Origin of the sequence: Nonomuraea sp. ATR24 (assembly GCF_041950485.1) — a bacterium.
GTDB lineage: Bacteria > Actinomycetota > Actinomycetes > Streptosporangiales > Streptosporangiaceae > Nonomuraea > Nonomuraea ceibae.
In genome coordinates this window covers 438,623-463,424 of sequence record NZ_JBGNUU010000002.1, presented here as the reverse complement: position 1 = coordinate 463,424, position 24,802 = coordinate 438,623, and the positions used below count along the sequence as shown (strand labels likewise).

Genomic DNA, 24,802 nt, shown 5'->3' with positions numbered 1-24,802 from the left:
CCCGGCCCCTGACGTACCAGGAGGATGGAACTTCATGTCAACGGACAGCGTCTCGTTCACGGCCGCGGTCGCCGCGATCTCCCGCCTCAGCGGGCTGCCGGCCGACCGTATCGTGATCTCGCCGATGACGGTCCCTGGAGATCACTCGGCCTTCGCCGTCGACGCCTCCGGGGGCCGCCTGCGGATCCGCGCGAGCGACGTCGTGGCAGCGGTGTCGGCCTACGCCGCGTACGCCCGGCGGACGGGTCTCGGCAGCGTGTCGCGTTTCGGCGTCCGGCCCATCTCGGGTGAGCTCATCGAAGGAGCGCCGATCGAGATGCGGTGCGGATACCCCATCCGCCTCGCGCACAACATCACGGTCGGCGGGTACACGACGCCGTACTTCGACTGGGACCAGTGGCAGCGGGAACTGGACCTGCTCGCGGCGAGCGGAGTCAACACCGTGCAGCTCACCCTCGGGCAGGAGGCGGTGTGGCTCAGCACCTTCCAGCAATTCGGCTACCGGCAGGACGAACTGCTCGCCTGGATCGCCCCGCCGTCCCACCAGCCATGGCAGTGGCTCAACAACATCGAGCACTTCGGCGATGGAACGAGTCTCGACCTCATCGAACGCCGTGCCGAGCTCGCCCGCCAGGTGCTGGGCCGCATGCGCGAGCTGGGAATGCGGGCGGTCCTGCCCGGTTTCAGCGGGACGGTGCCGCGCGGGTTCGCCGAGCGGAATCCCGGTGCCCGTACGATCCCGCAGGGCAAGTGGTTCCTCGACATGGCCGGCCCAGAACGCCCGGACTGGCTGGCCTGCGACACGCCGCACTACGACGCCGTCGCGGACGCGTTCTACGCCGAGCAGCGCCGCCTCTTCGACGCGGGCGGCATGTGGGCCGTCGACCTGCTCCACGAGGGCGGCAAGTCCGGCGGCGTGCCGCTGGCCGAGGCCGCCCGCGGCGTCGAGGCGGGAATGCGGCGGGCCGACCCCGCCTACACCTGGGTCCTGCAGGCGTGGGTCGGGAACCCGCGCCGCGAACTGCTCGACGCCGTTGACCGCGAGCATCTCCTCGTGATCGACCTGACCGGCGAGTCCTGGGAGCGGCTCGACGCGTTCGACGACACCCCGTGGGTGTACGGGATCCTGCCCAACTACGGCGGCCGGACGTCGCTGTACGGCGACCTGGCGGCGATCGCGGAAACCCCCGCGAAGCTCGGCAGGGCGGGTACGCGGCGGTTGACGGGGCTCGCGAACATGGCGGAAGGCGTCGGGAACAATCCGGTCGTCTGGGACCTCTTCCACGATGTGGCGTGGCAGCGCGACCGGATCGAGCTGGACGGCTGGCTGGCGTCGTGGACGGCGGCCCGGTACGGCACCGCGCGCCCGGAGTTGCGCGAAGCCTGGCGGATCCTGCTGGCCACCGCGTACGCGTCGTGGCGGGGCGCCGGCCCGGCTCCCGCGCCCGCGGAGTGGAGCACGGCGTTGTCCGGCACGGCCGTCGATGCCGCCGCCCACGCGGCTCCCACCGGGTCGTGGTTTCCGATGAGCGACAACGAGGTCGCCGGAGCGATCGACGGCATCGAGTTCGAGTTCTACGCGGGCACCGACTCGGTGATCGCGGCCGTCCCGAGCCTGCGCGCCAACCAGGCGAGCACGGTGGGTCCGCGAGCACTCGGCTATCCGGCCGGAGCGCTGGTGCCCGTGTTGCGTCTGATGTTGTCCGGCGCTCCCGCCGAGCTGACGCCCGGATTCCGGTTCGATCTCGTCGACCTCGCTCGTCAGGTGGTCGATGACGAGGCGCGACGCGTCCTCCCGGCCCTCGCCGAGGCCGCCGACGCGAAGGACCTGGACCAGTACGACCGCCTGGTGGCGCTCTTCCTCGACGGCGTCGACGTCCAGGACGCGGTCCTCTCAACCGACGAGAACTTCCTGCTCGGGCGCTGGGTCGCCGACGCGAGACGGTGGGGAGGCACGCCGGACGAATCCGTGCGGCTGGCGACCGAGGCCAAACGGCTCCTCACGAGCTGGGGTTACGAGGATTCGTTCGTGCTGACCGAATACGCCACCCGGAGCTGGGCGGGTCTGGTGGGCGGCTACTTCCGCTCGCGCTGGGAGCGGTGGTTCGCCGAGGTGCGCAAGGCGCTGACCGCGGAACCGACCACGCCGGTGGACTGGTACCGCTTCGCGGCGGACTGGGTGGAGCCGGACGTCGAGTTCGCGGCGGTTGCGTCCGGCGACCCCGTCTCCGCGGCGACCGCCGTGCTCGGCTTCGCCGAACGCGTCGAGGCCGCGTTGCGGCAGACTTGGTTCACGCGGCCGGAAACCGCGTGAAGTGACCGACACTCTTGTCGGACGATCGAGTCGAACACTGCCACCATGCACCCATGCCCAGGGTCGTGTCCGAGAGCGGGTCGTCGGTCGTCGAGCGCATCGCCGGCGAGCTTCGCGAGCGCATCAAGCGTGGTCAGCTCGTCGGCGGCCAGCGGCTGATCGAGGCCGACTGGACACAGGAACTGGGCGTGAGCCGTGGCCCTGTGCGAGAGGCGCTGGGGCGGCTGGCCGGCGAGGGGCTGGTCGTCGTCGAGCCGAAGCGCGGCGCCGCTCGCGGCCCGCCGCATCGGCCAGGGCGAGCACGAGGCCGTGCTGAGGGAGGTGCTGCGGGAGAACGCCACGTTCCTCCAGGGCGGCGAGCCGGCCGGCTACATGGACGTGAACGAGCGCTTCCACCACCTGGTGCTCGACCTCGCCGGCAATGAGGTCCTGAGCCGTCTGGGCGGCCAGTTGCACGTCATGGCCTACCACCTGCAGACGACCCGGGTCATCCGGGCCGCCGCTCCCGACCACGAGCTCTCGGTGGCCGGCTCCGCCCGGTTCCATCGCGACATCGGCAACGCGATCCTCCGCGGCGAGGAGGACCACGCGGACCGGCTCATGCGCGCCCACCTGCTCAGGACGCGCGATGGCATCCTCGTCATCGGCCACGCGAGGACCACCGGGCCGCTCGGCGCCTGACCTATTGTCCTACAAGATAGTAGGGCGCGAATGCCCACAAGGCGGGTGTGTAGCCTGCCGAAAATCCCGTCCGGGGAGGCTGCTGGTGCGGCATGATGACCGTTCACGCTTCTTCGTCCGGCCTGTCTGACCGTCACGAACGCATTCGCCGCGCTACGGCTACTGCCGATGAGTGATCGTGACAAGGACGTCGAGATTCTCGCGCTGCGTCATCAGATCATGGTCTTGGAACGGCGGCTCGGCGCGGATGTGCGGGTCAGGTTCACCCCCGAAGACCGCTTCTTCCTGGCGACTCTCCTGACCTCGCTTTCCCGCGCAGTCTTGCGCCGGCTCCGGCTTGTCGTCCGCCCGGACACCATCCTGCGCTGGCACCGCGAGATCGTGAAACGGCAGCATGCCCGGACCTGCCGGGCACGGCTCCTGATTCGCGACCGAGACGGCACGTTCCCCGCTCTCATGGATGGGATTCTCGCCGAAACCGGATCCAGACTGTGCTCACCGGCACTCGTATGCCGCGGATGAACTCCATCTACGCCACGCTCTCGGCGAGTATGAGCGTCTCTGCAACGAGCATCGCGCTCATCAAGCTCTCGACCAAGCCGCCCCACTCCGCGCCGCACCCGACCCGATCCAAACCGGCGCGCATCCTCGATCTGAACATCCGCCGACACGATCGACTCGGCGGAATCCTCCACGAATACTCCAACGCCGCTTGACCTGCACGGGCGCATTTTCGGCAGGCGCACTGTCGATGCGGTTCGATCCGTGCTTGAGGCAGTGTCGGGCGTCGCCAGGAATGGCGAGCTCGGCGGCGCTGTGAAGCCTGTGTCGGGATTGGCCGCTTGAACGATCTACCGATGTGCCCGGTCCGTGCCCGCGAGCAGCCAATCATGATCAACAAGGTGCCACGAGGCCCCAGGAAACCGAGAAACCCCAGGTCGAACGCCGTATGTAAGAGTAGGGCGGGTGGGACTTGAACCCACGACCCACGGATTATGAGTCCGATGCTCTGACCGGCTGAGCTACCGCCCCTGGATTCATTTGTACGGCCTCAAGGCTAGAGCATGACGCCGTGGCTTCCGGCGGTGCGCGCGGCTGCCTCGGACATCATTCCACGACCGGCAGGCGGAATGGAGCCCAAGTCGGATCACAGTGGATAAAACCCTCGGGCGTGGGAGGGCCGGGGAGCGCGGGGCTCCCCGGCCCGGGGGAAGCAGGGTTACGGGCGGTTCAGGCCGAGGGTGTAGGAGCCGGAGCCGCTGTAGGCGTGGACGCGGTAGCGGTAGTAGCCGGCGCTGCCGTTGTAGCTGATGGACTCGTCGGCGTTCGGGCTGTCGCTCCTGGCCACGGTGCTCCAGGCGGAGCCGCTCCAGCGCTGGAGGTACAGGTCGAAGTCGGCGCTGTCAGGGGCGTCCAGGCAGGCCGCGTGGGTGCCCGAGGTGGTGGTGCGGTAGTAGGAGCCGTCGGGCTGGTAGGCGTTCTGGCCGGAGGTGAGGGAGCCGGTGTAGGTGTCCTCGTAGCCGTCGCAGCCGGTGGGCGGGTCGGGGTCGTTGCCGCCGCTCGTGACCAGCGTCAGGTTGCCGACCGAGATGATCTCCCCGATGGGCTGGAAGTACGTGGTGCCGCCGCTGGTGCAGTTGCCGGAGCCGCCGGAGGTCATGCCCTGGGCCTGGTCGCCGGAGATGAACGAGCCGCCGGAGTCGCCGCCTTCGGCGCAGACGGTGGTGCGGGTGAGGCCGGAGACGGTGCCCTCGGGGTAGTTCACGGTGGAGTTGAGCGCGGTGACGGTGCCGCAGTGCCACTGGGTGGTGGAGCCGGAGCGGCACACGGAGCCGCCGGGCTGGGTGACGGCCGCGCCGCGCACGGGCAGGATACCGGCCGAGTAGCCGTTGACGACGCCGGGGCCGGTCCAGTCGGCGTTCGTCTGCACCCAGGCGTAGTCGTTGCCCGGGAACGAGGAGATCTGGAACGTGCCCTGCGCCACCCGGTTGTGGCCCTGGGTGGCGTCGCCGGTGGAGCCGCAGTGGCCGGCGGTGGTGTAGCCCATCTGGGTGCCGCGCCGGGCCGCGAAGCCGACCGAGCAGCGGTAGGGGCCGGTGTAGTAGGCGTCGCCGCCGCGGATGTCGTAGAAGAGCTTGGCCCGTTCGGCGGACTGCTCCAGCTTGACGGCCTTGGCGTCCACGCCGGCGGTGGCCATCCAGGCGCGGGCGGCGTCGTGGTCGGCGGCCCAGACGACGACGGAGTTGTCGGCGACGGAGACCGACCAGGCGTGCACGGTCGCGGGCGGCGCGGCCTTGTCCAGGCGCTCCTTGACGGCGGTGAGGTCGGCCAGGGTTCTGGGCACGACTCGGGCCCGCGCGCCGGCGCGGGTGATCGCCGCGGTGTCGGCCGCGTCGACGGTGGCCACGACGAGGGCGCTCTCGGCGCCTTCGTACCAGATCCCGGCGAAGCGGTCGCCGAGCTTCTTGCGCAGGCCGGGGGCGGCCCTGTTGCCGCGCGCCTCGTTGGCCAGGCGGTTGATCGCCTGTTCCTGGGTGATGCCGAGGTCGCGCTGGATGGCGTCGACGACGCCGGAGGGTGGCTTCTCGGCGACGGCCGGGGTCGCCGTCACGAGTAACGCGCCGATCGCGATCGCGATGGTGGCAGGAGTGCGGAGCATGATGTCTCCTTGCTGCTGGGGTGCCGTTAAAGTAACCAGCCGCCCACTGAGCGAGGAGTACTACTTCGCCCCTATCGCGATGTTATGGTGCGGTGCCGAAACCCGGATTTCGTACGAGCCAGTCGTGATAGACGATGCTGCGTCGTACGGCCTCCTGGTGGGCCTGTTTGGCCTGCACCATCACCCAGGGCGCGTCGGCGGCGCCGGGATGCCGGCCGAGGAGCTGCCGCCAGCGCAGCGGCGCGTTCTTCAGCGGCACCACGACCAGACCGGGCGCGGCCTGATGAGTGGCTTGACAGAGCACCACCGCCCGCCCTACCTGGGCCAGGTGCGCGCAGGTGGCGAGGTCCGTCTCGTACATCGTGCGCGGCGTGAACCCCGCCCGCGCGCACGCCGTCGCGAAGCAGTCGGTGAAGCAGCCGTCGCCGGGCGTCGCGGCCCACTGCTCCTCGGCCAGGTCGCCGAGCTCCACCTCCTTCTCCCTGGCCAGCGGGTGGGTGTCGGCCATGAGCACGAAGACGGGGTCGAGGCTGATCGTCTCCCACACCAGCGTGCCGGTGGGGGCGCCGCCCTCGCCGCACGCGCCGGTGAGCACGTAGTCGAGGCGGCCGAGCTCGACCATCGTGGTGAGCTCGTGGGTCGACCAGCTCGTGTACGTGGTCACGCTCCGTTCGGCGGCGAGCCGGTCGACCAGCCCGCCGAGCACGGGGCCGTTCGTCGCGCCGATCCGGTAGCCGGGGGAGGGGGCGTGCGCGAACCGTACGGCCTCCTCCTGGAGTTCCTTGGCGGCGGGCAGGAGCACCCGGGCGCGGGCGAGCACCAGCTCGCCGAGCCGGGTGGGGCGGGCGCCGTGACGGTCGCGCTCGAACAGCGCGCCGCCGAGCATGCGCTCGATACGTTTCAGCTGGGCGGTCAGAGCAGGCTGCGCTAACCCGAGCAGGGAGGCGGCCTTGCTGACACTTCCCGCGTCCGCTACCGCGCGGACGATTCTGAGGTGCCGGAGCTCGAGGTCCATACCCGGAAGGTAAGGCGGTCCAATCTCCGGGACAATGCCTATATGTCAGGAATTGTGACATATATTGTTGCGCGCTTCCGGGGTAGGGGGAGCGCATGACGACGATGGGAATCGACCCGGCAGCCCTCAGCGACGACGATCTGCTGCGCGAGCTGCGGCAACTGCACGCGACCCGGACCGAGACACTCATGCACGGCTCTGACGACGCCCTTGACCGGCACACCTCACGCACCAACGAGATGGAGGCCGAGTACCTGCGCCGCTTCCCCGAGCGCGACGTCGACCCGAACCGGCTGCGCGAGGGGGCGAGGTTGCGGTGATGGCTGACGATCATGACGTCCAGGTCCTGTCGGACGTGGACATCCACGTGTACGAGGCGATCGCCGCCGAAGCCGTCGAGCACGGCTGGGCCGGCTTCGGCTCACTCGTCCGGGCGACCGGGCTGGAGGAGGACGAGGTGCGCGACAGCCTGCGCACGCTGATCGACCAGGGGCACGTGCTGCCCAAGGGCGACGACGGCTACGGGCTGGGGCCGCACACGTTCGAGGTCGAGTACTAGAGCGCTCGCGCCCGCCTGCGACGCGGCGGGGCGCGCACGGCCGCCGCCTCGGGTCATCCGGCGGCGGGCGGGGCGCTGACCCGTGCCCAGAGCCGCGCCCTCCTCCGGCGCGAGCCCGGCCGCGGGCGCGCCAGGGCCCCCACCTCCTTCACCGGGCGGGCGCCATCCCCTGCCCAAGCCCTCCGAGCGGATTGCGGCCCCCAGTGTGGCGTCGGGGAGGACTTGGGTGCGGTCGGGCGCACCCCCCGGGGGTGGCCGCCCGTGGTGGCGTCGGGGTCCTCGCCCAGGTTGGCCGAGACGAACGCCAGCCTGGTGATCCACGCGGGCAGCCCGCGTCCGGCCAGGAAGAAGTCCAGGCTGGAGCTGATCCGGCGCCGGGCCGGGAAGCCGATCCCGAGCACGGTGGCGAAGTACAGGGCGATGAGGACGTGGTCGAGGAGGTTAACGTCGAGACGCACGACCGGCCCGCTATCCCGAAAAATCATGACTTCACGCGTACTGTCGAAGGGTGGATGTCGCAGACCTGACTCCCGGGCGGGCACGCGAGCGGTTCCGCGCGGGCGAGCGGGCCCCGACGGCGGGCTGGTGCCGGGGCTGGACGCAGGCGAACCTGATCGCGGTGCCGAAGGAGCTGGCCTACGAGCTGCTGCTGTTCGCGCACCGCAACGCGCGGGCGTGCCCGGTGCTGGACGTGGGCGAGCCGGGCTCGGTGCGGACCCGGCTGTTCGGCGGCGACCTGCGCACCGACCTGCCCGCCTACCGGGTCTACCGCGACGGGCGGCCGGTCGCCGACGTGGACCAGGTGGTCGAGGACTGGCGGCCGGACCTGGTGCCGTTCCTCATCGGCTGCAGCTTCACCTTCGAACGCGCCCTGCTGGCCGAGGGCGTCCCGGTGCGGCACCTGGAGCAGGGGACGAACGTGCCGATGTACCGCACGAACCGGCCGTGCGAGCCGTCGGGGTCGCTGTCGGGGCCGCTGGTGGTGTCGATGCGGCCGGTGCCGGAGGCGCTGGTGGCGACGGCCGTGGAGGTGAGCGGACGCTACCCGATGGTGCACGGGGCGCCCGTGCACGTGGGCGACCCGGCCGAGCTCGGCATCGCCGACCTGGGCTGGCCGGACTTCGGCGACCCGGCCGAGGTGCGACCGGGCGAGGTGCCGCTGTTCTGGGCGTGCGGGGTGACGCCGCAGGCGGCGATCATGGCGAGCGGCGTCGAGTTCGCCATCGGCCACCTGCCCGGTCACATGGCGATCATGGACGTGCGTGACGACGACTACCGGGTGGGCCCGTAAGGGTCCAGGAGCCCCGCCGCCGTGAGCTGGGCGTCCAGCGCGGGCGCGCCCGGCCGGTTGTCGATCTCGACGTGCGGCACGACCGGCGGCTCGCCGGCCCTGATGCGCGCCAGGTAGGCGTCGAACGCGGCGAGCTTGCCCGCGTCGCGCGCCAGCCCGCGCTCCGCCAGCCGGGCGCGCAGCGTCGGGCCGTCGGAGCGCACCCACAGCAACCGCACCGGCTCGCCGCCCAGCTCGGCCACCCAGCGCGCCCACCGTCCGGCGTCGTGCACCTGCCCGGTGAACGGCCCGTCGAGCAGCACCGGGCAGCCGTGCGCCCGGATGTGCGCGGCGGTCCTGGTCAGGCCGTCGTACTCGTGGTGCTTGACGTGCTCGTCGTACCAGGGGCCCTCGCGCTCGCCGTGCGGCCTGCCGTGGGCGCGCAGGAGCTCCGCGACGATCCCGCCGTACACCGTGTCCTTGTCCAGGACGGCCGGGACGGGGGACAGGCGCGCGAGCAGCGCCGCCGCCACCGTGGACTTGCCCGCTCCCGGCGGCCCGCTGACCACCCACACCGTCGCCCGCACGCGATCAGCGTACGCGGATCCGCGTACGCCGGAGCCGCGGCTGGGCGGACGACCGGGACGGGGGCGCGCGGCCAGACTTCGGAACCATGCTGACGGTCTTGACCAGGGCGTTCCGGATGCCGGAACTGCGCGGGAAGCTGCTGTTCACGCTGGGGCTGCTGGCCCTGTTCCGGCTGGGGCAGGTGCTGCCGACGCCGGGCGTGGACGTGCTGGCGGTGCGGGAGTGCGCGGGCGCGGCGCGCGGCGGGCTGTTCGACATGGTGCAGCTCCTCAGCGGGGGCGCGATGCTGCGGCTGTCGGTGTTCGCGCTCGGCGTGATGCCGTACATCACCGCGAGCATCGTCATGCAGCTGCTCACCGTCGTGGTGCCCCGGCTGGAGGCGCTGCGCAAGGAGGGACAGTCCGGGCAGGCGCGGATCACCCAGTACACCCGCTACCTGACCGTCGCGCTGGCCGTGCTCAACGCCACCACCGTCGTCGCCCTCGCGCGCTCCGGGCAGCTCCTGCCGGGCTGCGCCAGGCCGCTGCTGCGCGACGACGGGCTGCTCGCCGTGGCCGTGCTCGTCGTCACGATGGTCGCCGGGACGTGCGTGGTCATGTGGATCGGCGAGCTGATCACCGCCCGGGGGATCGGCAACGGCATGTCGCTGCTGATGTTCACGCAGGTCGTGGCCGTGTTCCCCGGCTACATGTCCACGATGCTCCTGGTGAGCCCCGTCGCGTTCACGGTGATCATGGTGTCGGGGGCGTTCGTGGTGGCGGCCGTGGTGTTCGTCGAGCAGGCGCAGCGGCGGGTGCCGGTGCAGTACGCCAGGCGGCTGGTGGGCCGGCGGCTGTACGGCGGGACCAGCACCTACATCCCGCTCAAGGTCAACCAGGCCGGGATCGTGCCGGTGATCTTCGCCTCGGCGCTGCTCTACCTGCCCGCCCTCGCCGCGCCGATGCTCGGCCCGGAGGCCGGCGCGTGGGTCTCCCGCCACCTCGCCACGGGCGACAGCCCGCTCTACATGAGCGTGTACGTGCTGCTCGTCGTGGGATTCGCCTACTTCTACGTGTCCATCACGTTCAATCCCGTCGAGGTGGCCGACAACATCAGGAAGTACGGGGGATTCGTCCCGGGGGTGCGGCCGGGCCGGGCCACCGCCGAATACCTGGCCCACGTGCTGACCCGGCTGACCGCGCCCGGGGCCGCCTACCTGGCGGTGCTGGCCCTGGTGCCGCTGGTGGCGTTCGCGATCCTGCGCGACCCCTCCACCCAGCAGAACTTCCCGTTCGGCGGCACCAGCGTGCTCATCATGGTCAGCGTCGGCCTCGAAACCGTCAAACAGGTCGAGGCCCAGGTGCAGCAGCGCGCCTACGAGGGGTTCCTCAGGTAGGCGGCGTCAGCCCGGCCCGCATCGCGAACACCACGAGCTGCGCCCGGTCGCGGGCGCGCAGCTTGACCATGGCCCGGCTGACGTGCGTGCGGACCGTGTCGGGGCTGATCACCAGCTCGCCGGCGATCTCCTCGTTGGACATGCCGGTCGCCACCCAGGCCACCAGCTCCCGCTCCCTCGGCGTCAGCGTCGCCAGGCCCTCCACCGGGGCCGCGCCGGGCCGGCCGAACAGGCCGATGACCTTCCTGGTGATCGCCGGGGACAGCAGCGCCTCGCCCGCCGCCACCACGCGCACCGCGTTGACCAGCTCCTCCGGTGCGCCGTCCTTCAGCACGAACCCGCTCGCGCCCGCCTGAAGCGCCTGGAACACGTACGCGTCCTCGGCGAACGTCGTCACCACCACGACCCTGGTCGCGGCCAGCCCGGCGTCGGCGGCGATCGCGCGCAGCGTGTCGAGGCCGTCCATGCCGGGCATCCGGATGTCGAGCAGCAGCACGTCGGGGCGCTCGCGCCGCAGCAGCGCCAGCGCCGCCGCGCCGTCGGGCGCCTCGCCGGCGAACTCCAGGTCGGGCTCGCGCTGCACCAGCGCGCGCAGCCCCATCCGCACCACGGCCTGGTCGTCGGCCACCGCGACCCGGATCACGCCGCCGGCGCCTGTTCGCGGGGGAAGCGGGCCACGACGCGGAAGCCGCCGCCCTCGCGCGGGCCCGCGGTGAACCGGCCGCCCGCGTCGGCCACCCGGGCGCGCATCCCGGCGAGCCCCCGGCCCTCGGCCGCGCCCGTCCAGCCCACGCCCCGGTCGGCCACCTCCAGCACGTACGCGCACGGGTCGGCGGCCACCCGCACCAGCGCCCTGGTCGGGCCCGCGTGCCGCAGCACGTTGGTCAGCGACTCGCGCACCACCCCGTAGACGGCGCCCCGCAGATGGGCCGGGACGCCCGGATCGGCGAGCTCCACGTCGACCGGCAGCCCGGCGGCGCGCACCCCGGCGATCAGCCCCGTCAGGTCGTCGGCCAGCGCGCCGGGAGCCGGGCCGCCGTCGATGCGGTCGAGGGCGGCCCTGAGCCCGGCGAGCGTGCGCGTGCTGGTCTCGCGGATCGCCTCCAGCGACCGGCGGGCCTGCTCGGGGTCGTCGTCGAGCGACACCAGCGCGACCCCGGCCTGCATGGCGATCGCCGCCAGCCCGTGGCCGGCCGCGTCGTGCACCTCCCCGGCCAGCTCCGCGCGCAGCCGTGCCGCCGGCGCGACCTCCAGCGGGGGCGCGGCGTCGCGTACGCGCTGATCGGCGGGCGGCGGGGAGGCCGCGTGCCGCACGTCATGGAAGGCGGGCGGCGGGGGAGGGGTGGCGGCGGCAGCGGCGGCGGCGCGCGCCTGGGCGAGGCCGGTGAACGACCACGGGACCGCCAGCCAGCCGGCCCACGCCAGCATGACGACGACCGGGACATCGCCGAGCCGGCCCAGCCGGGACAGCCGGGACAGCGCCGCGCGCGCCCGGCGCGCACGGCCGTGCTCGTGTCTCCGCGTCACCATCCCCCACCCGGCCAGGCTCGTGTCGCCACGATCCTAGCCAGTCGCGGCGGCCCGGGCGCGGCGCGTCCGGCGCCGGGAGGCGGCCTGCACGGGGGCGGGCCGCGCCGGCCCGCGGCCGGTCAGCTCAGGCCGTCGGTCAGCCAGCGCAGCGGGTTGTCGTGCGTGATGCCGCGCAGCGTGCCGTCGTCCACCCCGGCCTCGCGCAGCGCGGGCAGCAGCGTGCCGAACAGCGTGCGGTAGCCGGGGCCGTCGTAGCGGCGCAGCTGCGCCACCCGGTTCACGCCGGTGCTGAGGAGCAGGCGGCCGGCGTGGCCCTCCTCGATGAGGCCGAGCGCGATCCTGGCCGCCTGCTCGGCGCCCAGGCCGAGCGCGCCGAGGCTCACGTACGCGCCGGTCTCGGCGATCTTGCGGGCCACGGCCGGGTCGGCGCCCGCGTAGCCGACGGCCACGCGCGAGCCCGGCAGGCCGCGGGTGAGCAGGATCTCCAGCATGCCCAGGCCGTCCTGGCCGTAGGTGGCCACCGACAGGCGGGAGGCCAGCGACGCGCGGGCGGCGGCGGCCAGGCTGCGCTCCTCGGCGGCCGTCGGGCGGGCGCCCCAGCAGCCGACCTCGCCGATCACGCCGGGGAAGACGCCGGTGCCGTCGAGGCCGTCGGAGATGTCGGTCATGAGCAGGGCGGTGAGCTCGTCCACGTCCCGCTCACCCGGCTGTGCGAACGGCTCGGCGAACAGGCCGGTGGCGGCGATGACAGGCACCCGGCTGCCCGCCGCCACGCGGGCGAGCCCGGCGGCGTCGCGGCCCATGCCCAGGCAGGTCAGGTCCACGACCAGGCCGAGGTCGTCGGACTGGCGCAGCTCGCGGAGCTCGGCGGTGACGGACTGCTCCTCGTCGAGCCAGCGCTGCGGGTCGGAGTCGATGCCCACCGCCCAGCGCATGTCGGTGCGCAGGTGCTCGTGGGGGAGAATGGCACCCGTGACGGCGGCCGCGCGGATGGGGCCGGTGACGGTGCGTAGCATGACCTCGGGCATACCAGACGATATCCGACGATTGTCGGGAGTTGCCTGATCAAGCGGGAAATTTTACTGTGTATCGCGTTTAGGTGGCGTCTGCTGCGTTCTCCGGGTTCGGGCACACCCGGCCGGACGCCGGGCCCTATCCTGGGAACGACACCGACCAGTCCGGGGGGACCGTGCCGACGCAGAATTCCGAAACGGGTGACGCCGACATCGTCAAGGGCGAGGCGGCGCGCCGGTCGAGCATGCCCGCGCACCGGTCCGGCATCCGGGGCTGGCGTGACCGGGTCCGCTCGACCCCCGCGGGAGCGCTCACCCTCAAGATCGTGGTCGGCGTCATCGGCGTGCTCATGGTCGGCGGGGGCCTGGTCATGGTGCCCTTCCCCGGGCCGGGCTGGCTCGTGGTGTTCGCCGGGCTCGCCGTGCTGGCCACCGAGTTCCACTGGGCGCACAAGGTGCTGGAGTTCGGCAAGCGCACGCTGCACGCCTGGACCGAGTGGTACAAGCGGCAGGGCTGGACCGTCAAGATCCTCGTCGCGCTCGTCACCGTGATCGCCGCCACCGCGATCGTCTACCTGGGCCTGCGCACCATCGGCGTCGACGTCGTCCAGCTCGCCCGGCAATACGTCCTGCGCTAGACCGCTTCGCTATCGGTCCGCCGGATCGCGCCGCCCGGTGTCTATTCTTCGGGCGTGATCGCCCACATCGCTCTCGCGCTGTCGCTGGTCGTGACCGCCCCGGCCGTCCAGGCGGACCTCTCCCTGCCGGGCACGGGCATGACCTATCAGGAGCGCTCCGGCGATCCGGTGCGCCTCACCGCCTACGGGCTCGGCACCAAGGGCGCCTACCTGCGCACCGGCGACCGGTTCGCCCGGCAGCGGGCCCTGTCGGAGGCGGCGTTCTCGCCCGACGGCCGCACCGTCGCCGGCGTGCCGCGCGCCTACCGGGCCGGGCACGACAGCCTGCTCCTCACCGACCGGGCCACGGGCAAGACGAGGCGGGTCCGCACTGTCAAGAAGCCCCTCACCGCGTCGTACGTCTCCTGGAGCCGTGACAGCCGGCGCGTGGCGCTCACCGTCGAGAAGAAGAGCGGCGGGCGGTGGCGCCCGGCCGGGTTCACCGTCGTGGACGTGGCGGCGGGCAGCGCCCGCACCGTCACGGTCGCCGGGCTGGGCGCCGAGGCCGGGTTCTGGTGGACGCCCGGCGGCAACCTGGTCACCCGGCACGGCACGGGCCTGCGCGTGCACCGCGCGTCCGACGGGAAGGTGGTGCGGACCCTGCCCGGCTCCGGGCTGCCCACCGGGCCGGAGGACTCGTTCTCGCCGTCGGGCGACCGGATGGCGCTGTGGTGCCCGTCGCGGTTCGCCGGACAGGTGTGCCTGGCCGACACCGCGACCGGGCGCGTCGCCCGCCGCGTGCCCGTCGAGCCGGAGGCGGTGTTCGGCTGGTGGGACGAGAGCCACCTGATCGCCGTCATGGCGCACCGCGGCGCCTACAGGCTGGCCGTGGTCGGACTCGACGGGAGGGTGAGCCGGGTGCTCGCCGCCGTCCCCACCAGGACGTGGGGCGCCGACCTGTGGCTGTCCTTCACCCGGGCGGCGCCCGGGCCTCAGAGATAGAGGCCGGTGCCGTGGTCGGTCTCCTGGGTGGCCACCGCGTGCAGGTCGCGCTCGCGCATGACCAGGTAGACCTGGGCGTGCAGCTCCACCTCGAACTGGTCCTCCGGGTTGAGCAGCACCTTGTCGCCGACCTTGACCGAGCGCACGTTCGAGCCGACGCCGCAGACCTCGCCCCACGCCAGCCGGTTGGCCAGCTTGACCGTCGCGGGGATGACGATGCCGGAGCCGCTGCGGCGCTCCTGGGACTCCTGCTCCAGCCGGACCATGACCCGGTCGTGCAGCATCTGAATCTCGAACTTGGGCTCTACCACGGGGCCAAGTTTACGTTCCGCGCCGGGCCGGGGACTCACGCGGCATCTCATCCTGAGGAACGCTCCTTACACGGCATGACCGATCATGGCAGGATGAAAGCCATGATCATGGCGTTCGGCGCGACCGGCTGGCAATGGACGAACCCGCCCCGCCAGTGGACGGCGGACGACGGCCTCAGCCTGTTCTGCGATGCGGGCACCGACCTGTGGCGGCGCACCCACTACGGCTACACCTTCGACACCGCGCACCAGTTCGGCCGCCAGGTCCGGGGCGACCTGCGGCTCACGGTGACCTTCAGCGGCGACTACGCCGACCAGTACGACCAGGCCGGCGCGCTGCTCCGCATCGACGAGAGCACCTGGATCAAGGCCGGCGTCGAGTACGTCGACGGCCACCACCACCTGAGCACCGTCGTCACCCGCGAGCGCTCCGACTGGTCCGTGCTGCCGCTCGACGCCCCGGCGGACCAGGTCACGATCGACCTGGAGCGCCAGGGCGACGCCGTGACCGTCCGCTACGGGCTCGGCGACGAGGCGCCGCAGCACCTGCTCCGCCTGGCCTACTTCCCGCCCGACGCTCCCGCGCTCGCCGGGGCCATGGCCGCCGCGCCCGCGGGCCAGGGCTTCGCCGTCCGCTTCAGCGACGTCCGCCTGGCCGGCTGCTGACCCTCACGGCAGCGTGACCACCGCGAACACCGGCCGGTGGTCGGTGCCCTTCAACCCATGCACGCCGAACTCGCGCACCCCCATGCGGGCGTCGGCCAGCACGTGATCGATGGCCACGCCGGGCAGCCGGCTCTGCGGCCAGGTGGCCGCCAGCCCGTGCCCCGTCACGTCCGCCGCATCCCGGTAGCCGGAGGCGAGCAGGTCACGCATCGGCAGATGGTCGAGCGTGGCGTTGAAGTCGCCCGCCAGCACCCGCAGCGGCCCGCCCGCGCGGGGCAGCGCCTCCAGCCCCGCCCGCCAGCACGGCTGCCGCCCGTAGCGGCGTGGCGCGCACGGGTGCACCGACACGATCTCCACCCGCGTCCCGCCCGGCGCCGTCAGCACCGCGCCCGCCTGCCGGAACCCGCCGAACTCCAGCAGCGGCCCCGCCGTCAGCGGATGCCGCGCGTACACGGCCGAACCGCCCGCCCCACGCTTGGGGCTCGTCACCGCGTACGGCAGCGCCCGCCGCAGGCGCGGATCGATGCGCTCCAGCGCGTCCGGCGTCAGCTCCTGCAACGTCAGCACGTCCGGGCGCACCCGCGTCACCAGCGCCTCCAGGTCCGCCGCGTCCGCCAGGCCGAACATCAGGTTGGCCGCCAGCACCCGCAGCGCCGGCCCGCCCGAGGCCGCCTCGCTGTCGGCGAACGCGCGCGGCGCCACCGCGCCGCCCAGCGCCACCGTGGCCGCCAGCGCCACCACCGCGGCGGCCCGCCGCCTCGCCAGCGCCGCCAGCACCAGCCCCGCCGCCGCCACCACCGCCGCGTACGGGGTGAACGCCACCAGCGGCACCCACGGCCAGTCCGGCTCGAACCCCGACACCCGCACCGCGGCCCACACCGCGAACGGCGCCACCATCACCCACACCAGAATGCGCACGCCCTGTATCGCCACCCGGGCCCCTGGGGGTTCACGTCCTGACATGAGATGGTGTGCACCATGCGCGACGCCGAGACCCGAGTCCTCAACGCCATCGACGAGGCGGAGACCGTCAACCTGCTGGCCGACCTCGTCCGGGTGCCCAGCGTGACCGGCACCGACGCCGAGTCCGAGCTGCAACATCACGTCGCGGGGCTGCTCACCGAGGCGGGCATGGACGTCGACGTCTGGAAGCTCGACCTCGACGACCTGCGCGCCCGCGACGGCTTCCCGGGCACCGAGGCGCCCCGCGTGGAGGCGTACGGCGTGGTGGGCGTCACCGGGGGCGGTGGCGTGCCCGCGCTCGCGCTGCAGGGGCACGTGGACGTGGTGCCCACCGGCGACCTGGCCAAGTGGGAGGGCAGCGACCCGTTCGCCGCCCGCATCTCCGGCGACGTCCTGCACGGGCGCGGCGCGTGCGACATGAAGGCCGGGCTGGCCGCCAACCTGGCCGCCGTCCGGGCCGTCCACCGGGCCGGGATCGCCCTGGAACGACCCCTCGCCGTGCACTGCGTGGTCAGCGAGGAGGACGGCGGGCTCGGCGCGTTCGGCACCCTGGCCCGGGGGCACACCGCCGAGGCGGCCCTCATCACCGAGCCCACCAGCGGAGCCGTCATCAGCGCCTGCGCCGGGGCGCTGACGTTCCGGATCGAGGTCGCCGGGAGGGCCGCCCACGGCGCCACCCGCCTCGAAGGGGTCAACGCCGTCGAGGTGTTCTGGCCGGTGTTCCAGGCGATCCGGCGGCTGGAGGCCGACCGCAACCGCGACGTCCCGGCCCAGTTCGCCGGGAACGCGCTGCCGTACCCGATCGAGGTCGGCACCGTCCGCGCCGGCGACTGGGCGAGCAGCGTCCCCGACCTGCTCGTCGCCGAAGGGCGGCTCGGGGTGCGGCTGGACGAGGACCCGGCCGAGGCGCGGGCCGCGTTCGAGGAGGCGGTGCTGTCGGCGGCCCACCCGTTCCTGCGCGCCCACCCGCCCGCCGTCACCTGGCCCGGCGGCCAGTTCGCCAGCGGCCGGCTGCCGGCAGGCCACCCGCTGCTCGCCGAGGTCCGGCAGGCGGCGGCCGACGTCAGCGGGGTCACGCTGCCGGAGTCCGCCGCCCCCTACGGCAGCGACCTGCGGCTGTACGCGGCGGCGGGCATCCCCACGCTTCACTACGGGCCCGGCGACGCCCGCTACGCGCACGCGCCGCGGGAGCAGGTCCCCCTCTCCGAACTGCTCGCCGTCACCCGCGCCGTCGCCCTCCTCGCGGTACGCCGCTGCCTGCCCGGCTGAACCCCCAGCGGTCAGGCGGGGGAGGAGACGCGGCGGCGGTGCTCCGGGACGATGAGCGGGGTGCCCGACTGCGGGTCGGTGATGATCTCGCAGCGCAGGTCGAACACCCGCTCCACCAGCTCCGGCGTGACCACCTCCCGGGGGTCGCCCTCCGCGACGACCTGGCCGTCCCGCATGACGATCAGGTGCGTCGCGTAGCGGCACGCCTGGTTGAGGTCGTGCAGCACGGCGACCAGGGTACGCCCGGCCTCGTGCAGGTCGGCGCACAGGTCGAGCACCTCGATCTGGTGGGCGATGTCGAGGAACGTCGTCGGCTCGTCCAGCAGCAGGATCGGCGTCTCCTGGGCCAGCGCCATGGCGAGCCAGACGCGCTGCCGCTGCCCGCCGGACAGCTCGTCGACGATGCGGTCCGACAGCTCCGTCACGTCGGTGGCGCGCATCGCCTCGGTCACCGCCGCCTCGTCGGCCCTGGACCACTGCCGCATGAGCCGCTGGTGCGGGTAGCGCCCCCGGGAGACCAGGTCGGCGACGGTGATCCCGTCGGGCACGATCGAGCTCTGCGGCAGCAGGCCGAGCCGCCGGGCGACCTCCTTGGACGGCAGCGCGGTGATCACGCTGCCGTCGAGGTGCACCGCCCCGGTCCTCGGCTTGAGCATCCTGGCCAGGGCGCGCAGCAGGGTGGACTTGCCGCACGCGTTCGGGCCGATGATCACGGTGAAGGACCGGTCCGGGATCGCCACGTTCAGCTCGGTGGCGACCACCCGCTGGTCGTAGGCGAGGGTGAGGTCGCTGCCGTACAGGCGGGCGTCGGCCATCAGTAACGGTCCTTTCGCAGCAGGAAGGCGAGGTACGTGCCGCCGATGGCGGCGGTCACCACGCCGACGGGCAGCTGGGTGGGGGCGAGCAGGCGCTGGGCGGCCAGGTCGGAGACGGTCAGCAGGACGGCCCCCATGAGCGCGGAGGAGGCCAGGGTGACGCCGGCGGAGCGGGTGAGCCGGCGGGCGAGCTGCGGCGCGGCGAGCGCGACGAAGACGACGGGCCCGGCGGCGGCGACGGCGACGCCGCACAGCAGCACGCCGGTGACGACGGCGGCGGCGCGGACGCGTTCGACGCCGATGCCCACGGCGCGGGCGGCGTCGTCGCCCATCTCGATCATGCGCAGCGGTCTGGCGAGCGCCGCGCCGACGGGCAGCAGCACGGCGAGCGCGAGCGCCACGGGGACGGCGTGCTCCCAGCCGCGCCCGCTCAGGCTGCCGGTGAGCCAGGCTCCGGCGGTGGCGGCGTCGTTGATGTTCGCCCTGGTCAGCAGGTACGAGTTCACGGCCAGGAGAAGGGCGTTGGCGCCGATGCCGACGAGGACGAGCCGGTAGCCCTGGACGCCGCGCCGGAACGCCATGCCGTACACGAGCAGCGCGGTGATCACGCAGCCGGCCAGCGCGCCCCCGGAGACGGCGAGGGCGGAGCCGCCGGCGACGACGGCCAGGATGCCGCCGGTCGAGGCGCCGGCGGTGAAGCCGATGAAGTCGGGGCTGCCGAGAGGGTTCCTGGTGAGGCTCTGGAAGATCGCGCCGCACACCCCGAACGCGGCCCCGACCAGCAGCCCGGTGACGACGCGCGGGGCGCGCAGCTCGGCGACGATCAGCTCGGCGACGGGAGTGCCCTCGCCGACCAGGGCGGCGAGCACGTCCGGCACGGGCACGGTGAACTCGCCGGTCGAGATCGCCACCACGCTCACCGCGACCGCGGCCAGGAGCAGCAGCGCGCCGGTGAGCAGCGCCCTCGGCGCGAGCCGGACGGACCAGGGGCCGACACGTACGGTCATAGCGCGGCCAGCCTCCTGCGCCGGGCCAGCAGGATGAAGACCGGCGCCCCGATGACCGCGCACATGATGCCGACCTGCACCTCGCCGGGCCTGGCGATCAGCCGTCCGGCCACGTCGGCGCCGACCAGCAGCACGGGCGCGACGAGTGCCGAGTAGGGCAGCACCCAGCGCTGGTCGGGGCCGACCACGGCGCGGACGGCGTGGGGCACGGCCAGGCCGACGAACCACAGCGGCCCGGCGGCGGCGGTGGCCGAGCCGCACAGGAGCGTCACGGCGACCGCCGTGAGCGCGCGGGTCCGGGTGACGGCGACGCCCAGCGACCTGCCGGCGTCGTCGCCCAGCGACAGCATGTTGAGCGGGCGGCCCAGCAGCAGCCCGAGCACCAGCCCGGCGACCAGGAACGGGGCGAGCCGCGCCGCGGTCTCGGCGCCCTGCCCGGCCAGCGATCCGGCCAGCCAGAAGCGCATCCGGTCGAACGTCTGCGTGTCCAGGCGCAGGATGGCCGAGCACGCGGCGGTGAACACCATGCCGGCGGCGATCCCGGCCAGCGCCAGCCGGACCGGGCCGCCTCCGGAGCGGCCGGCCGAGCCGAGCGCGTACACCACGACGGAGGCCGCCGCCGCGCCCGCGAACGCGAACCACACGTACACGGCGGGGTCGGAGAGCCCGAACACGCCGAGCGCGAGCGTGACGCCGAGCGCCGCGCCCTGGTTGACGCCGAGCAGCCCGGGGTCGGCCAGCGGGTTGCGCGTCAGGCTCTGCATGAGCGCCCCGGCCAGCCCGAGCGCGGCGCCGACGCCGATCCCGAGCAGCGTGCGCGGCACCCGTACGTCGCGGATGACGGTGTGGTCGGCGGAGCCGTCGAAGGCCAGGAACGCGTCGAACACGGCCGTCCACGGCATGGACCGCGCGCCGAGCGCGACGCCGGCCAGCGCCACCAGCACGAGCGCGGCGGCCGCGACGAGGAGCCCGGTGGCGAGCGCGGCCCGGCGGCCTCCCGTGCGCGGCGGGGCGGGCGCTGCGGCGGCGCCGGGCGGCGTGGTCTGCTCAGCGGGCCGCACCCGCCCCCCTTTCGTCAACGGCAAGCTTAGGTAAGGCTAATCTAAAGCCTTGCTTGAAAGGCAAGCCTAACCTAAGGAGTTGCACATGCCGGGACCGGTCCTGGCCCGCAGGGGCTTCCTCGCCGCCACGGGCGCGCTGTTGCTGTCGGCCTGCGGCACGGGCGGCGGTGGCAGCGGTGGCGGCGGACAGGCCACGGCGGGGTCCTCGGCCCCGGCCACCGCCGGGGGAGCGTGGACGTTCACCGACGACCGCGGCAAGAAGATCGAGCTGGCCGCCACGCCCACGCGGGTCGTCGCCCAGGTCGGCGCCGCCGCCGCGCTGTGGGACTTCGGCGTCCGCCCCATCGCCGTCTTCGGCCCGCACAAGCTCAAGGACGGCGCCAAGGACCCGCAGGCGGGAAGCGTCGACATCAGCCAGGTCACCGGCCTGGGCAACGCCTGGGACGAGTTCAACGTCGAGCAGTACATCGGCCTGCGCCCCGAACTCCTCGTGACCGGCATGTACGACAAGGACACCCTCTGGTACGTGCCCGAACGCTCCAAGGACGCGATCGAGCAGGTCGCCCCCACCGCCGGCATCATGCTCACCGGCCGCGGCGCCACCGCGATCATCGGCCGCTACGAGGAGCTGGCCGCCTCGCTCAAGGCCGGAATGGCGGGCGTCGCCGAGGCCAAGGCCAGGATGGCGGCCGCGGGCAAGGAACTGGCCCGGTTCAAGGACCTCAAGGTCCTGGTGATCTCCGCCGGGCCCGACGGCATGTGGGTCGCCAACCCGCCCCACCACCCCGACCTCACCTACGCCGCCGAGCTCGGCCTGAACGTCGTCACCCCCGACAAGGTGGACGAGGCGGGCTTCTTCCAGAGCCTCAGCTGGGAGAACGCCGACGCCTACGCGGCCGACGTGATCCTGCACGACACCCGCACCCAGGCGCTCAAGCCCGAGGAGATGCTCAAGAAGCCCGCCTTCGCCGGGCTGCCCGCGGTCAAGGCCGGGCAGCTCTACGCGTGGCGCGCCGAAGCGCCCTTCAGCTACCAGTCGTACGCGGGAGTCCTGGAGGAGATGGTGGCCAACCTGGCGAAGGCTAGTAAGCTCCCCTGACCTCGACGATCTCGGCGAGCGGGAACTCCAGGTAGTCGCCCGCCTCCTCGCACCACGCGTCCAGCGCGCCGCCGCGCAGCTCGCCGTGGCTCACCGTGGCGGTCAGGCCGCCGGTCAGCGTGATGCCGGCCCGCACGCCCCGGTCGACGACGAAACCCAGCAGCGACTGCTGGGCCGTCGGCAGCCGGGTGGCCATCCTGCCGATCACCGCCCAGGTGCGCCCGCCCTGCTCGGCCGCCGACCGGCTGTCGGCGATCAGGCGGCGGGCGTGCTCCTGCGGGTCGGGCGAGGGCTCGGCGATCACGTGCGGCGCCCGGTCCAGCTCGGCCACCTGGCCGCCCGGCAGCAGGATGAGCTTGCCGCCGTGCGGCTCCTCGGCACGGGTGCGGCGGATGGCGATCTCGCCGGTGTCGGCGACCGGGACCGGCGCGTAACCGTGCTCGCGCAGCGCGGCCAGGGTCCGCTCGGCGTCGGCCGAGGCGACCAGCACCGTCGGGGCGAGCAGCCGCAGCCCCAGCCGCGACAGCCTGCGGTGGGCGGCGATCTCCGCCAGCAGCGACGGGTCGGACGCCTGCACGACGCAGCCGACCGTGGTCACCGTCACCTCGCCGTGCCGCCGCGCCACGTCACGCACCAGGTAGTCGAGCGGCTGCGGGATCGTGCCGACCTCGGCCAGCTCCTCCAGCAGCTCGTCGGCGTCGTAGCCGCGGTCGAGCGCGCGCCGTACGCTCTCGGTGGTGAAACGCCAGACCGAGGCGGCGCCGCGCGACTCGCGCTCGGCCACCCGGTCGAGCAGCGCGGCCAGCTCCGCCGACGGCGGCCCGGTCACCACCGCGGTCAGGTCGGGCCCGAACAGGGCGCTCCTGCGCACGCTCGCCAGCGCCCGGGTGGACGCCTCCACCAGCGCCGGGTCGTGCTCGACGAGCGGCACCGAGTCGTCGCTCTCCTCGCCCGCCCGGTCCGACAGCCCGGCCAGCGCCCGCCCCAGGTCGGTGAGCGCGTCGTTGGCCAGCAGGCCGAGCAGCCGCGCCTCGTCGATCACCGCGGACGCGCACGCGCCCAGCAGCTCGCGGTCGAGCAGCGGGGCGTGCCAGTGCACGCTGGCCACCAGGCCGTCACGGCCGGCGAACGCCGTGCCCGACGGCAGGTGCGCCAGCACCGACAGCACGGCGCGGCGCACCCGCGCTACGGCCGGGCCCGACTGGTCGTCGCCCAGCAGCGTGCCGTAGCGGCCGTCGACCTTGCGCAGCGACGAACGCTCCATCCGCCACCAGGCCGACAGCAGCACCCGCAGCCGGGCCGCGCCCTCGTCGAGCCGCCACCGGTCGAACCGCTCGGTCGGCACCAGCCCGCCCGACGGCTCGTCCCAGGCCAGCAGCCGCGCCACCGCGCAGACCTCCAGCAGCAGCCGGGTCTCGTCCTCGTCGCAGCCCGTCTCCTTGGCCACCCGGCGCACCTCGCGCACGCCGACGCCGCCGGTCTTGAGCAGCGGCAGCGGCGTCTTGGCCGTGTTGTCGAGCAGGGCCGCGCACCGCTCGACGACGTGCGGCGCGGCCAGCGTCATCAGATGGTCGACCTCCTCCGGGTCGACCGGCAGCGTGGGCAGCTCGGGCGCCCGCGCCGCGAACGGCGGACGGTAGCCGGGCCCGCGCAGGCACAGCGCCACCTCGCGCGGCATCTCGGCGACGTGCCAGCTCGGCCGGTAGAGCAGGCCGTGGTCGGCCGACCACTTCTCCGGCGTGCCCGGCGTGACGAACCGGCCGCCGTCGACGTCGCGTACGGGGCCGTCCCAGGCGAAGGCGTCGAGCAGGTCGCGGGTGCCGCCGGGGGCGTGACGCAGCAGCGCCTCCACGCGGGACGGGTCGGCGAGAGCCTCGCTCACCCGGGTGATCGTGCGGCGCTTGTTGGAGTGGGGCGGCAGGCCCAGGTTGCGGGCCAGGGCGCGCAGCGTGTCGGTGCTGATCGTCCAGGAGTTGAGGTAGTGGTCGAGCGGCTCGCCCAGGCCGAGCGGCGTGCCCCACGAGCGCGCCACGGCCTCCGACAGGTGGATCTCGCCGTCGTCGCCCGGCCAGGCCAGCGCGTGGTCGTAGAGGCGGTCGAGCCACGGGCTCAGCTCCGCCGGCTGCCTGCCGAGCAGCCCGGCCAGCCGCTCGGCGGTCGGCCTGGCCGGCACCAGGCAGGCCTCGGCGAGCTGGAGGCAGGGCAGCGGCAGGCGGCGCAGCGCCTCCATGGCGGCGAAGCCGTTGCTCAGGCGCTGGGCCAGCGTGTCGAGCCGGCGCGGCCACGGTGCGGCGATGGCGTCAGGGCGGTTGGACAGGATACGGCAGAGCCTGTCCTCGTCGAGGGTCCGGAGCCAGCCGAGCAGGTGATCGTCCATCGGTCAGCACTCTCATGGGTCGCGCGTAGGACTCACCGTGAGCCATGACCATCCACGGTAATGCAGATCACACCCGGTCAGGAGAGAACTGCCCAGACGATCTTCCCGTGCGGGGCGAGGGCGGACCAGCCCCAGCGGAGGCTGAGCGACTCGACGATGTGGAGCCCGAGCCCGCCGGGGTCGAGCGGGCCCGGATAGCGGAGCACCGGCACCGAGGTGCCCGGATCGGTGAACGCGCTGGTCACCAGCGGTCCGCGGCGCACCAGCGACATGTGGACGGGCCGTTCGCAGCGGGGCTCCTCCAGGCGCAGGCCGTGACGCAGCGCGTTGGTGGCCAGCTCGGAGACCACCAGCTCCATGTTGTCGGCCACTTCCGGAAGGTCCCAGGCCGACAGCACCCCGGCGGTGAAACTGCGGGCGGCGTGGACGGACGAGGCGGTGGCGGGGAGCACGAACGTGGCGCTCGAGACAGGGCCGGGCACCAGCAGATCGCGCGCGGCCTCGGGCCACCAGCCGACCGGTGGCCACCAGTCGAACGTGGTCCACAGGCCCGGCGCCAGGGTGGGATGCACGTGATCATTCTGCGACAGACTCTCGTGCAGGTGCAAGAG

General features: G+C 73.4%; 27 protein-coding genes, 1 tRNA gene and 1 pseudogene. 14 read left to right on the top strand and 15 right to left on the bottom strand.

Going from position 1 to position 24,802, the window contains the following annotated elements:
• Positions 1-34 precede the first annotated feature (34 nt).
• From ACBI99_RS06115 to ACBI99_RS06095, 5 genes and pseudogenes are all read left to right on the top strand, one after another.
• Positions 35-2,314, top strand: coding sequence for an alpha-N-acetylglucosaminidase (locus ACBI99_RS06115; protein ID WP_375071830.1), 2,280 nt, complete (start codon positions 35-37; stop codon positions 2,312-2,314).
• A gap of 53 nt (positions 2,315-2,367) precedes the next feature.
• Positions 2,368-2,523 (top strand): annotated as a pseudogene (locus ACBI99_RS06110) (GntR family transcriptional regulator); the annotation flags it as partial.
• Positions 2,510-2,995, top strand: coding sequence for an FCD domain-containing protein (locus tag ACBI99_RS06105; RefSeq protein ID WP_375071829.1), 486 nt, complete (start codon positions 2,510-2,512; stop codon positions 2,993-2,995). The pseudogene ACBI99_RS06110 and the gene ACBI99_RS06105, both read left to right, overlap by 14 nt.
• A 168-nt stretch (positions 2,996-3,163) precedes the next feature.
• Positions 3,164-3,517, top strand: a complete 354-nt coding sequence (locus ACBI99_RS06100) for a hypothetical protein (protein ID WP_375071828.1) — start codon at positions 3,164-3,166, stop codon at positions 3,515-3,517.
• Entirely contained in the window at positions 3,514-3,711 is a 198-nt protein-coding gene (locus tag ACBI99_RS06095) for a hypothetical protein (RefSeq protein ID WP_375071827.1), read from the top strand. Before ACBI99_RS06100 ends, ACBI99_RS06095 begins: the two co-directional genes overlap by 4 nt.
• Before the next feature lie 242 nt (positions 3,712-3,953).
• Here ACBI99_RS06095 and ACBI99_RS06090 read toward each other — a convergent pair.
• From ACBI99_RS06090 to ACBI99_RS06080, 3 genes are all read right to left on the bottom strand, one after another.
• Positions 3,954-4,027, bottom strand: a tRNA-Ile gene (locus tag ACBI99_RS06090).
• 187 nt (positions 4,028-4,214) lie between these two features.
• Positions 4,215-5,654: a S1 family peptidase gene (locus ACBI99_RS06085; RefSeq protein WP_357586352.1), complete on the bottom strand. Its 1,440-nt coding sequence runs from the start codon at positions 5,652-5,654 to the stop codon at positions 4,215-4,217.
• Between the two features lie 82 nt (positions 5,655-5,736).
• The gene (locus ACBI99_RS06080) at positions 5,737-6,669 is read right to left on the bottom strand and encodes a LysR family transcriptional regulator (RefSeq protein ID WP_219501723.1); all 933 of its coding nucleotides are present in this window, start codon (positions 6,667-6,669) and stop codon (positions 5,737-5,739) included.
• Between the two features lie 95 nt (positions 6,670-6,764).
• Here ACBI99_RS06080 and ACBI99_RS06075 point away from each other — a divergent pair, with 95 nt between their 5' ends.
• The gene (locus ACBI99_RS06075) at positions 6,765-6,989 is read left to right on the top strand and encodes a DUF6158 family protein (RefSeq protein WP_049559686.1); all 225 of its coding nucleotides are present in this window, start codon (positions 6,765-6,767) and stop codon (positions 6,987-6,989) included.
• Entirely contained in the window at positions 6,989-7,228 is a 240-nt protein-coding gene (locus ACBI99_RS06070) for a hypothetical protein (RefSeq protein WP_219501721.1), read from the top strand. The genes ACBI99_RS06075 and ACBI99_RS06070 overlap by 1 nt, the downstream gene beginning before the upstream one ends.
• Before the next feature lie 53 nt (positions 7,229-7,281).
• Here the strand turns inward: ACBI99_RS06070 and ACBI99_RS06065 are convergent, their stop codons facing one another.
• Positions 7,282-7,686: a hypothetical protein gene (locus ACBI99_RS06065; RefSeq protein WP_375071826.1), complete on the bottom strand. Its 405-nt coding sequence runs from the start codon at positions 7,684-7,686 to the stop codon at positions 7,282-7,284.
• Between the two features lie 50 nt (positions 7,687-7,736).
• Between ACBI99_RS06065 and ACBI99_RS06060 the strand changes: the two genes are divergently transcribed.
• Complete coding sequence (locus ACBI99_RS06060) at positions 7,737-8,519, top strand: putative hydro-lyase (protein WP_219501715.1); 783 nt, start codon at positions 7,737-7,739, stop codon at positions 8,517-8,519.
• Here ACBI99_RS06060 and ACBI99_RS06055 read toward each other — a convergent pair.
• Positions 8,501-9,085, bottom strand: coding sequence for an ATP-binding protein (locus ACBI99_RS06055; protein WP_219501713.1), 585 nt, complete (start codon positions 9,083-9,085; stop codon positions 8,501-8,503). The genes ACBI99_RS06060 and ACBI99_RS06055 overlap by 19 nt on opposite strands.
• 86 nt (positions 9,086-9,171) lie before the next feature.
• On the opposite strand from ACBI99_RS06055, the gene secY reads away from it, so the two are divergent.
• The gene (gene secY / locus ACBI99_RS06050) at positions 9,172-10,461 is read left to right on the top strand and encodes a preprotein translocase subunit SecY (protein ID WP_219501710.1); all 1,290 of its coding nucleotides are present in this window, start codon (positions 9,172-9,174) and stop codon (positions 10,459-10,461) included.
• Here the strand turns inward: secY and ACBI99_RS06045 are convergent.
• The 3 genes from ACBI99_RS06045 to ACBI99_RS06035 all read right to left on the bottom strand — a co-directional run bounded on the left by ACBI99_RS06045 (position 10,454) and on the right by ACBI99_RS06035 (position 13,007).
• A complete protein-coding gene (locus ACBI99_RS06045; protein ID WP_357586358.1) occupies positions 10,454-11,104 on the bottom strand; it encodes a response regulator transcription factor in 651 nt (216 codons plus the stop codon). The two genes, secY and ACBI99_RS06045, sit on opposite strands and share 8 nt — an antisense overlap.
• The gene (locus ACBI99_RS06040) at positions 11,101-11,991 is read right to left on the bottom strand and encodes a sensor histidine kinase (protein ID WP_375071825.1); all 891 of its coding nucleotides are present in this window, start codon (positions 11,989-11,991) and stop codon (positions 11,101-11,103) included. Before ACBI99_RS06040 ends, ACBI99_RS06045 begins: the two co-directional genes overlap by 4 nt.
• Before the next feature lie 119 nt (positions 11,992-12,110).
• The gene (locus ACBI99_RS06035; protein WP_364172791.1) at positions 12,111-13,007 is read right to left on the bottom strand and encodes an aryldialkylphosphatase; all 897 of its coding nucleotides are present in this window, start codon (positions 13,005-13,007) and stop codon (positions 12,111-12,113) included.
• A gap of 83 nt (positions 13,008-13,090) precedes the next feature.
• On the opposite strand from ACBI99_RS06035, the gene ACBI99_RS06030 reads away from it, so the two are divergent.
• Positions 13,091-13,642 carry a TIGR02611 family protein gene (locus tag ACBI99_RS06030; protein ID WP_308125644.1) on the top strand — a complete coding sequence of 184 codons (552 nt, stop codon included), beginning with the start codon at positions 13,091-13,093 and terminating at the stop codon, positions 13,640-13,642.
• 54 nt (positions 13,643-13,696) lie between these two features.
• Entirely contained in the window at positions 13,697-14,623 is a 927-nt protein-coding gene (locus ACBI99_RS06025; RefSeq protein ID WP_375071824.1) for a hypothetical protein, read from the top strand.
• Here the strand turns inward: ACBI99_RS06025 and ACBI99_RS06020 are convergent.
• Positions 14,614-14,934 carry a co-chaperone GroES gene (locus tag ACBI99_RS06020; RefSeq protein WP_308125643.1) on the bottom strand — a complete coding sequence of 107 codons (321 nt, stop codon included), beginning with the start codon at positions 14,932-14,934 and terminating at the stop codon, positions 14,614-14,616. The genes ACBI99_RS06025 and ACBI99_RS06020 overlap by 10 nt on opposite strands.
• A 93-nt stretch (positions 14,935-15,027) precedes the next feature.
• On the opposite strand from ACBI99_RS06020, the gene ACBI99_RS06015 reads away from it, so the two are divergent.
• Positions 15,028-15,600 carry a DUF1349 domain-containing protein gene (locus ACBI99_RS06015; RefSeq protein ID WP_246644268.1) on the top strand — a complete coding sequence of 191 codons (573 nt, stop codon included), beginning with the start codon at positions 15,028-15,030 and terminating at the stop codon, positions 15,598-15,600.
• A 3-nt stretch (positions 15,601-15,603) separates the two neighbouring features.
• Here ACBI99_RS06015 and ACBI99_RS06010 read toward each other — a convergent pair whose 3' ends face one another.
• The gene (locus ACBI99_RS06010; RefSeq protein ID WP_357586366.1) at positions 15,604-16,518 is read right to left on the bottom strand and encodes an endonuclease/exonuclease/phosphatase family protein; all 915 of its coding nucleotides are present in this window, start codon (positions 16,516-16,518) and stop codon (positions 15,604-15,606) included.
• Between the two features lie 60 nt (positions 16,519-16,578).
• On the opposite strand from ACBI99_RS06010, the gene ACBI99_RS06005 reads away from it, so the two are divergent.
• Positions 16,579-17,832: an ArgE/DapE family deacylase gene (locus ACBI99_RS06005; protein WP_219501704.1), complete on the top strand. Its 1,254-nt coding sequence runs from the start codon at positions 16,579-16,581 to the stop codon at positions 17,830-17,832.
• Positions 17,833-17,843: 11 nt separating this feature from the next.
• On the opposite strand, the gene ACBI99_RS06000 is transcribed toward ACBI99_RS06005, so the two are convergent.
• From ACBI99_RS06000 to ACBI99_RS05990, 3 genes are read right to left on the bottom strand one after another with little or no spacing between them, the layout of a single operon-like run.
• Positions 17,844-18,647 (bottom strand): ABC transporter ATP-binding protein, encoded by an 804-nt coding sequence (locus ACBI99_RS06000; protein ID WP_219501703.1) that lies wholly within the window; start codon positions 18,645-18,647, stop codon positions 17,844-17,846.
• Positions 18,647-19,654, bottom strand: a complete 1,008-nt coding sequence (locus tag ACBI99_RS05995) for an iron chelate uptake ABC transporter family permease subunit (RefSeq protein ID WP_219501702.1) — start codon at positions 19,652-19,654, stop codon at positions 18,647-18,649. The genes ACBI99_RS06000 and ACBI99_RS05995 overlap by 1 nt, the downstream gene beginning before the upstream one ends.
• The gene (locus ACBI99_RS05990; protein ID WP_357586368.1) at positions 19,651-20,715 is read right to left on the bottom strand and encodes an iron chelate uptake ABC transporter family permease subunit; all 1,065 of its coding nucleotides are present in this window, start codon (positions 20,713-20,715) and stop codon (positions 19,651-19,653) included. The genes ACBI99_RS05995 and ACBI99_RS05990 overlap by 4 nt, the downstream gene beginning before the upstream one ends.
• Positions 20,716-20,800: 85 nt before the next feature.
• Here ACBI99_RS05990 and ACBI99_RS05985 point away from each other — a divergent pair, with 85 nt between their 5' ends.
• The gene (locus ACBI99_RS05985) at positions 20,801-21,814 is read left to right on the top strand and encodes an ABC transporter substrate-binding protein (RefSeq protein ID WP_219501700.1); all 1,014 of its coding nucleotides are present in this window, start codon (positions 20,801-20,803) and stop codon (positions 21,812-21,814) included.
• Here ACBI99_RS05985 and ACBI99_RS05980 read toward each other — a convergent pair.
• Both ACBI99_RS05980 and ACBI99_RS05975 read right to left on the bottom strand, forming a co-directional pair.
• Positions 21,798-24,191 carry a helicase-associated domain-containing protein gene (locus ACBI99_RS05980; protein ID WP_375071823.1) on the bottom strand — a complete coding sequence of 798 codons (2,394 nt, stop codon included), beginning with the start codon at positions 24,189-24,191 and terminating at the stop codon, positions 21,798-21,800. The genes ACBI99_RS05985 and ACBI99_RS05980 overlap by 17 nt on opposite strands.
• Positions 24,192-24,268: 77 nt before the next feature.
• Positions 24,269-24,763 carry an ATP-binding protein gene (locus ACBI99_RS05975; protein ID WP_219501697.1) on the bottom strand — a complete coding sequence of 165 codons (495 nt, stop codon included), beginning with the start codon at positions 24,761-24,763 and terminating at the stop codon, positions 24,269-24,271.
• Positions 24,764-24,802: the final 39 nt, after the last annotated feature.

Excerpts from the sequence above, each read along its gene's own strand:
- ACBI99_RS06070 (WP_219501721.1), top strand. The coding sequence starts at position 6,989 with ATGGCTGACGATCATGACGTCCAGGTCCTGTCGGACGTGGACATCCAC.
- ACBI99_RS06100 (WP_375071828.1), top strand. The coding sequence starts at position 3,164 with ATGAGTGATCGTGACAAGGACGTCGAGATTCTCGCGCTGCGTCATCAG.
- ACBI99_RS06075 (WP_049559686.1), top strand. The coding sequence starts at position 6,765 with ATGACGACGATGGGAATCGACCCGGCAGCCCTCAGCGACGACGATCTG.
- ACBI99_RS05995 (WP_219501702.1), bottom strand. The coding sequence starts at position 19,654 with ATGACCGTACGTGTCGGCCCCTGGTCCGTCCGGCTCGCGCCGAGGGCG.
- ACBI99_RS06000 (WP_219501703.1), bottom strand. The coding sequence starts at position 18,647 with ATGGCCGACGCCCGCCTGTACGGCAGCGACCTCACCCTCGCCTACGAC.
- ACBI99_RS05980 (WP_375071823.1), bottom strand. The coding sequence starts at position 24,191 with ATGGACGATCACCTGCTCGGCTGGCTCCGGACCCTCGACGAGGACAGG.
- ACBI99_RS06040 (WP_375071825.1), bottom strand. The coding sequence starts at position 11,991 with ATGGTGACGCGGAGACACGAGCACGGCCGTGCGCGCCGGGCGCGCGCG.
- ACBI99_RS06095 (WP_375071827.1), top strand. The coding sequence starts at position 3,514 with ATGAACTCCATCTACGCCACGCTCTCGGCGAGTATGAGCGTCTCTGCA.
- ACBI99_RS06005 (WP_219501704.1), top strand. The coding sequence starts at position 16,579 with ATGCGCGACGCCGAGACCCGAGTCCTCAACGCCATCGACGAGGCGGAG.
- secY (WP_219501710.1), top strand. The coding sequence starts at position 9,172 with ATGCTGACGGTCTTGACCAGGGCGTTCCGGATGCCGGAACTGCGCGGG.
- ACBI99_RS06015 (WP_246644268.1), top strand. The coding sequence starts at position 15,028 with ATGAAAGCCATGATCATGGCGTTCGGCGCGACCGGCTGGCAATGGACG.
- ACBI99_RS05985 (WP_219501700.1), top strand. The coding sequence starts at position 20,801 with ATGCCGGGACCGGTCCTGGCCCGCAGGGGCTTCCTCGCCGCCACGGGC.
- ACBI99_RS06035 (WP_364172791.1), bottom strand. The coding sequence starts at position 13,007 with ATGCTACGCACCGTCACCGGCCCCATCCGCGCGGCCGCCGTCACGGGT.
- ACBI99_RS06115 (WP_375071830.1), top strand. The coding sequence starts at position 35 with ATGTCAACGGACAGCGTCTCGTTCACGGCCGCGGTCGCCGCGATCTCC.
- ACBI99_RS06080 (WP_219501723.1), bottom strand. The coding sequence starts at position 6,669 with ATGGACCTCGAGCTCCGGCACCTCAGAATCGTCCGCGCGGTAGCGGAC.
- ACBI99_RS06085 (WP_357586352.1), bottom strand. The coding sequence starts at position 5,654 with ATGCTCCGCACTCCTGCCACCATCGCGATCGCGATCGGCGCGTTACTC.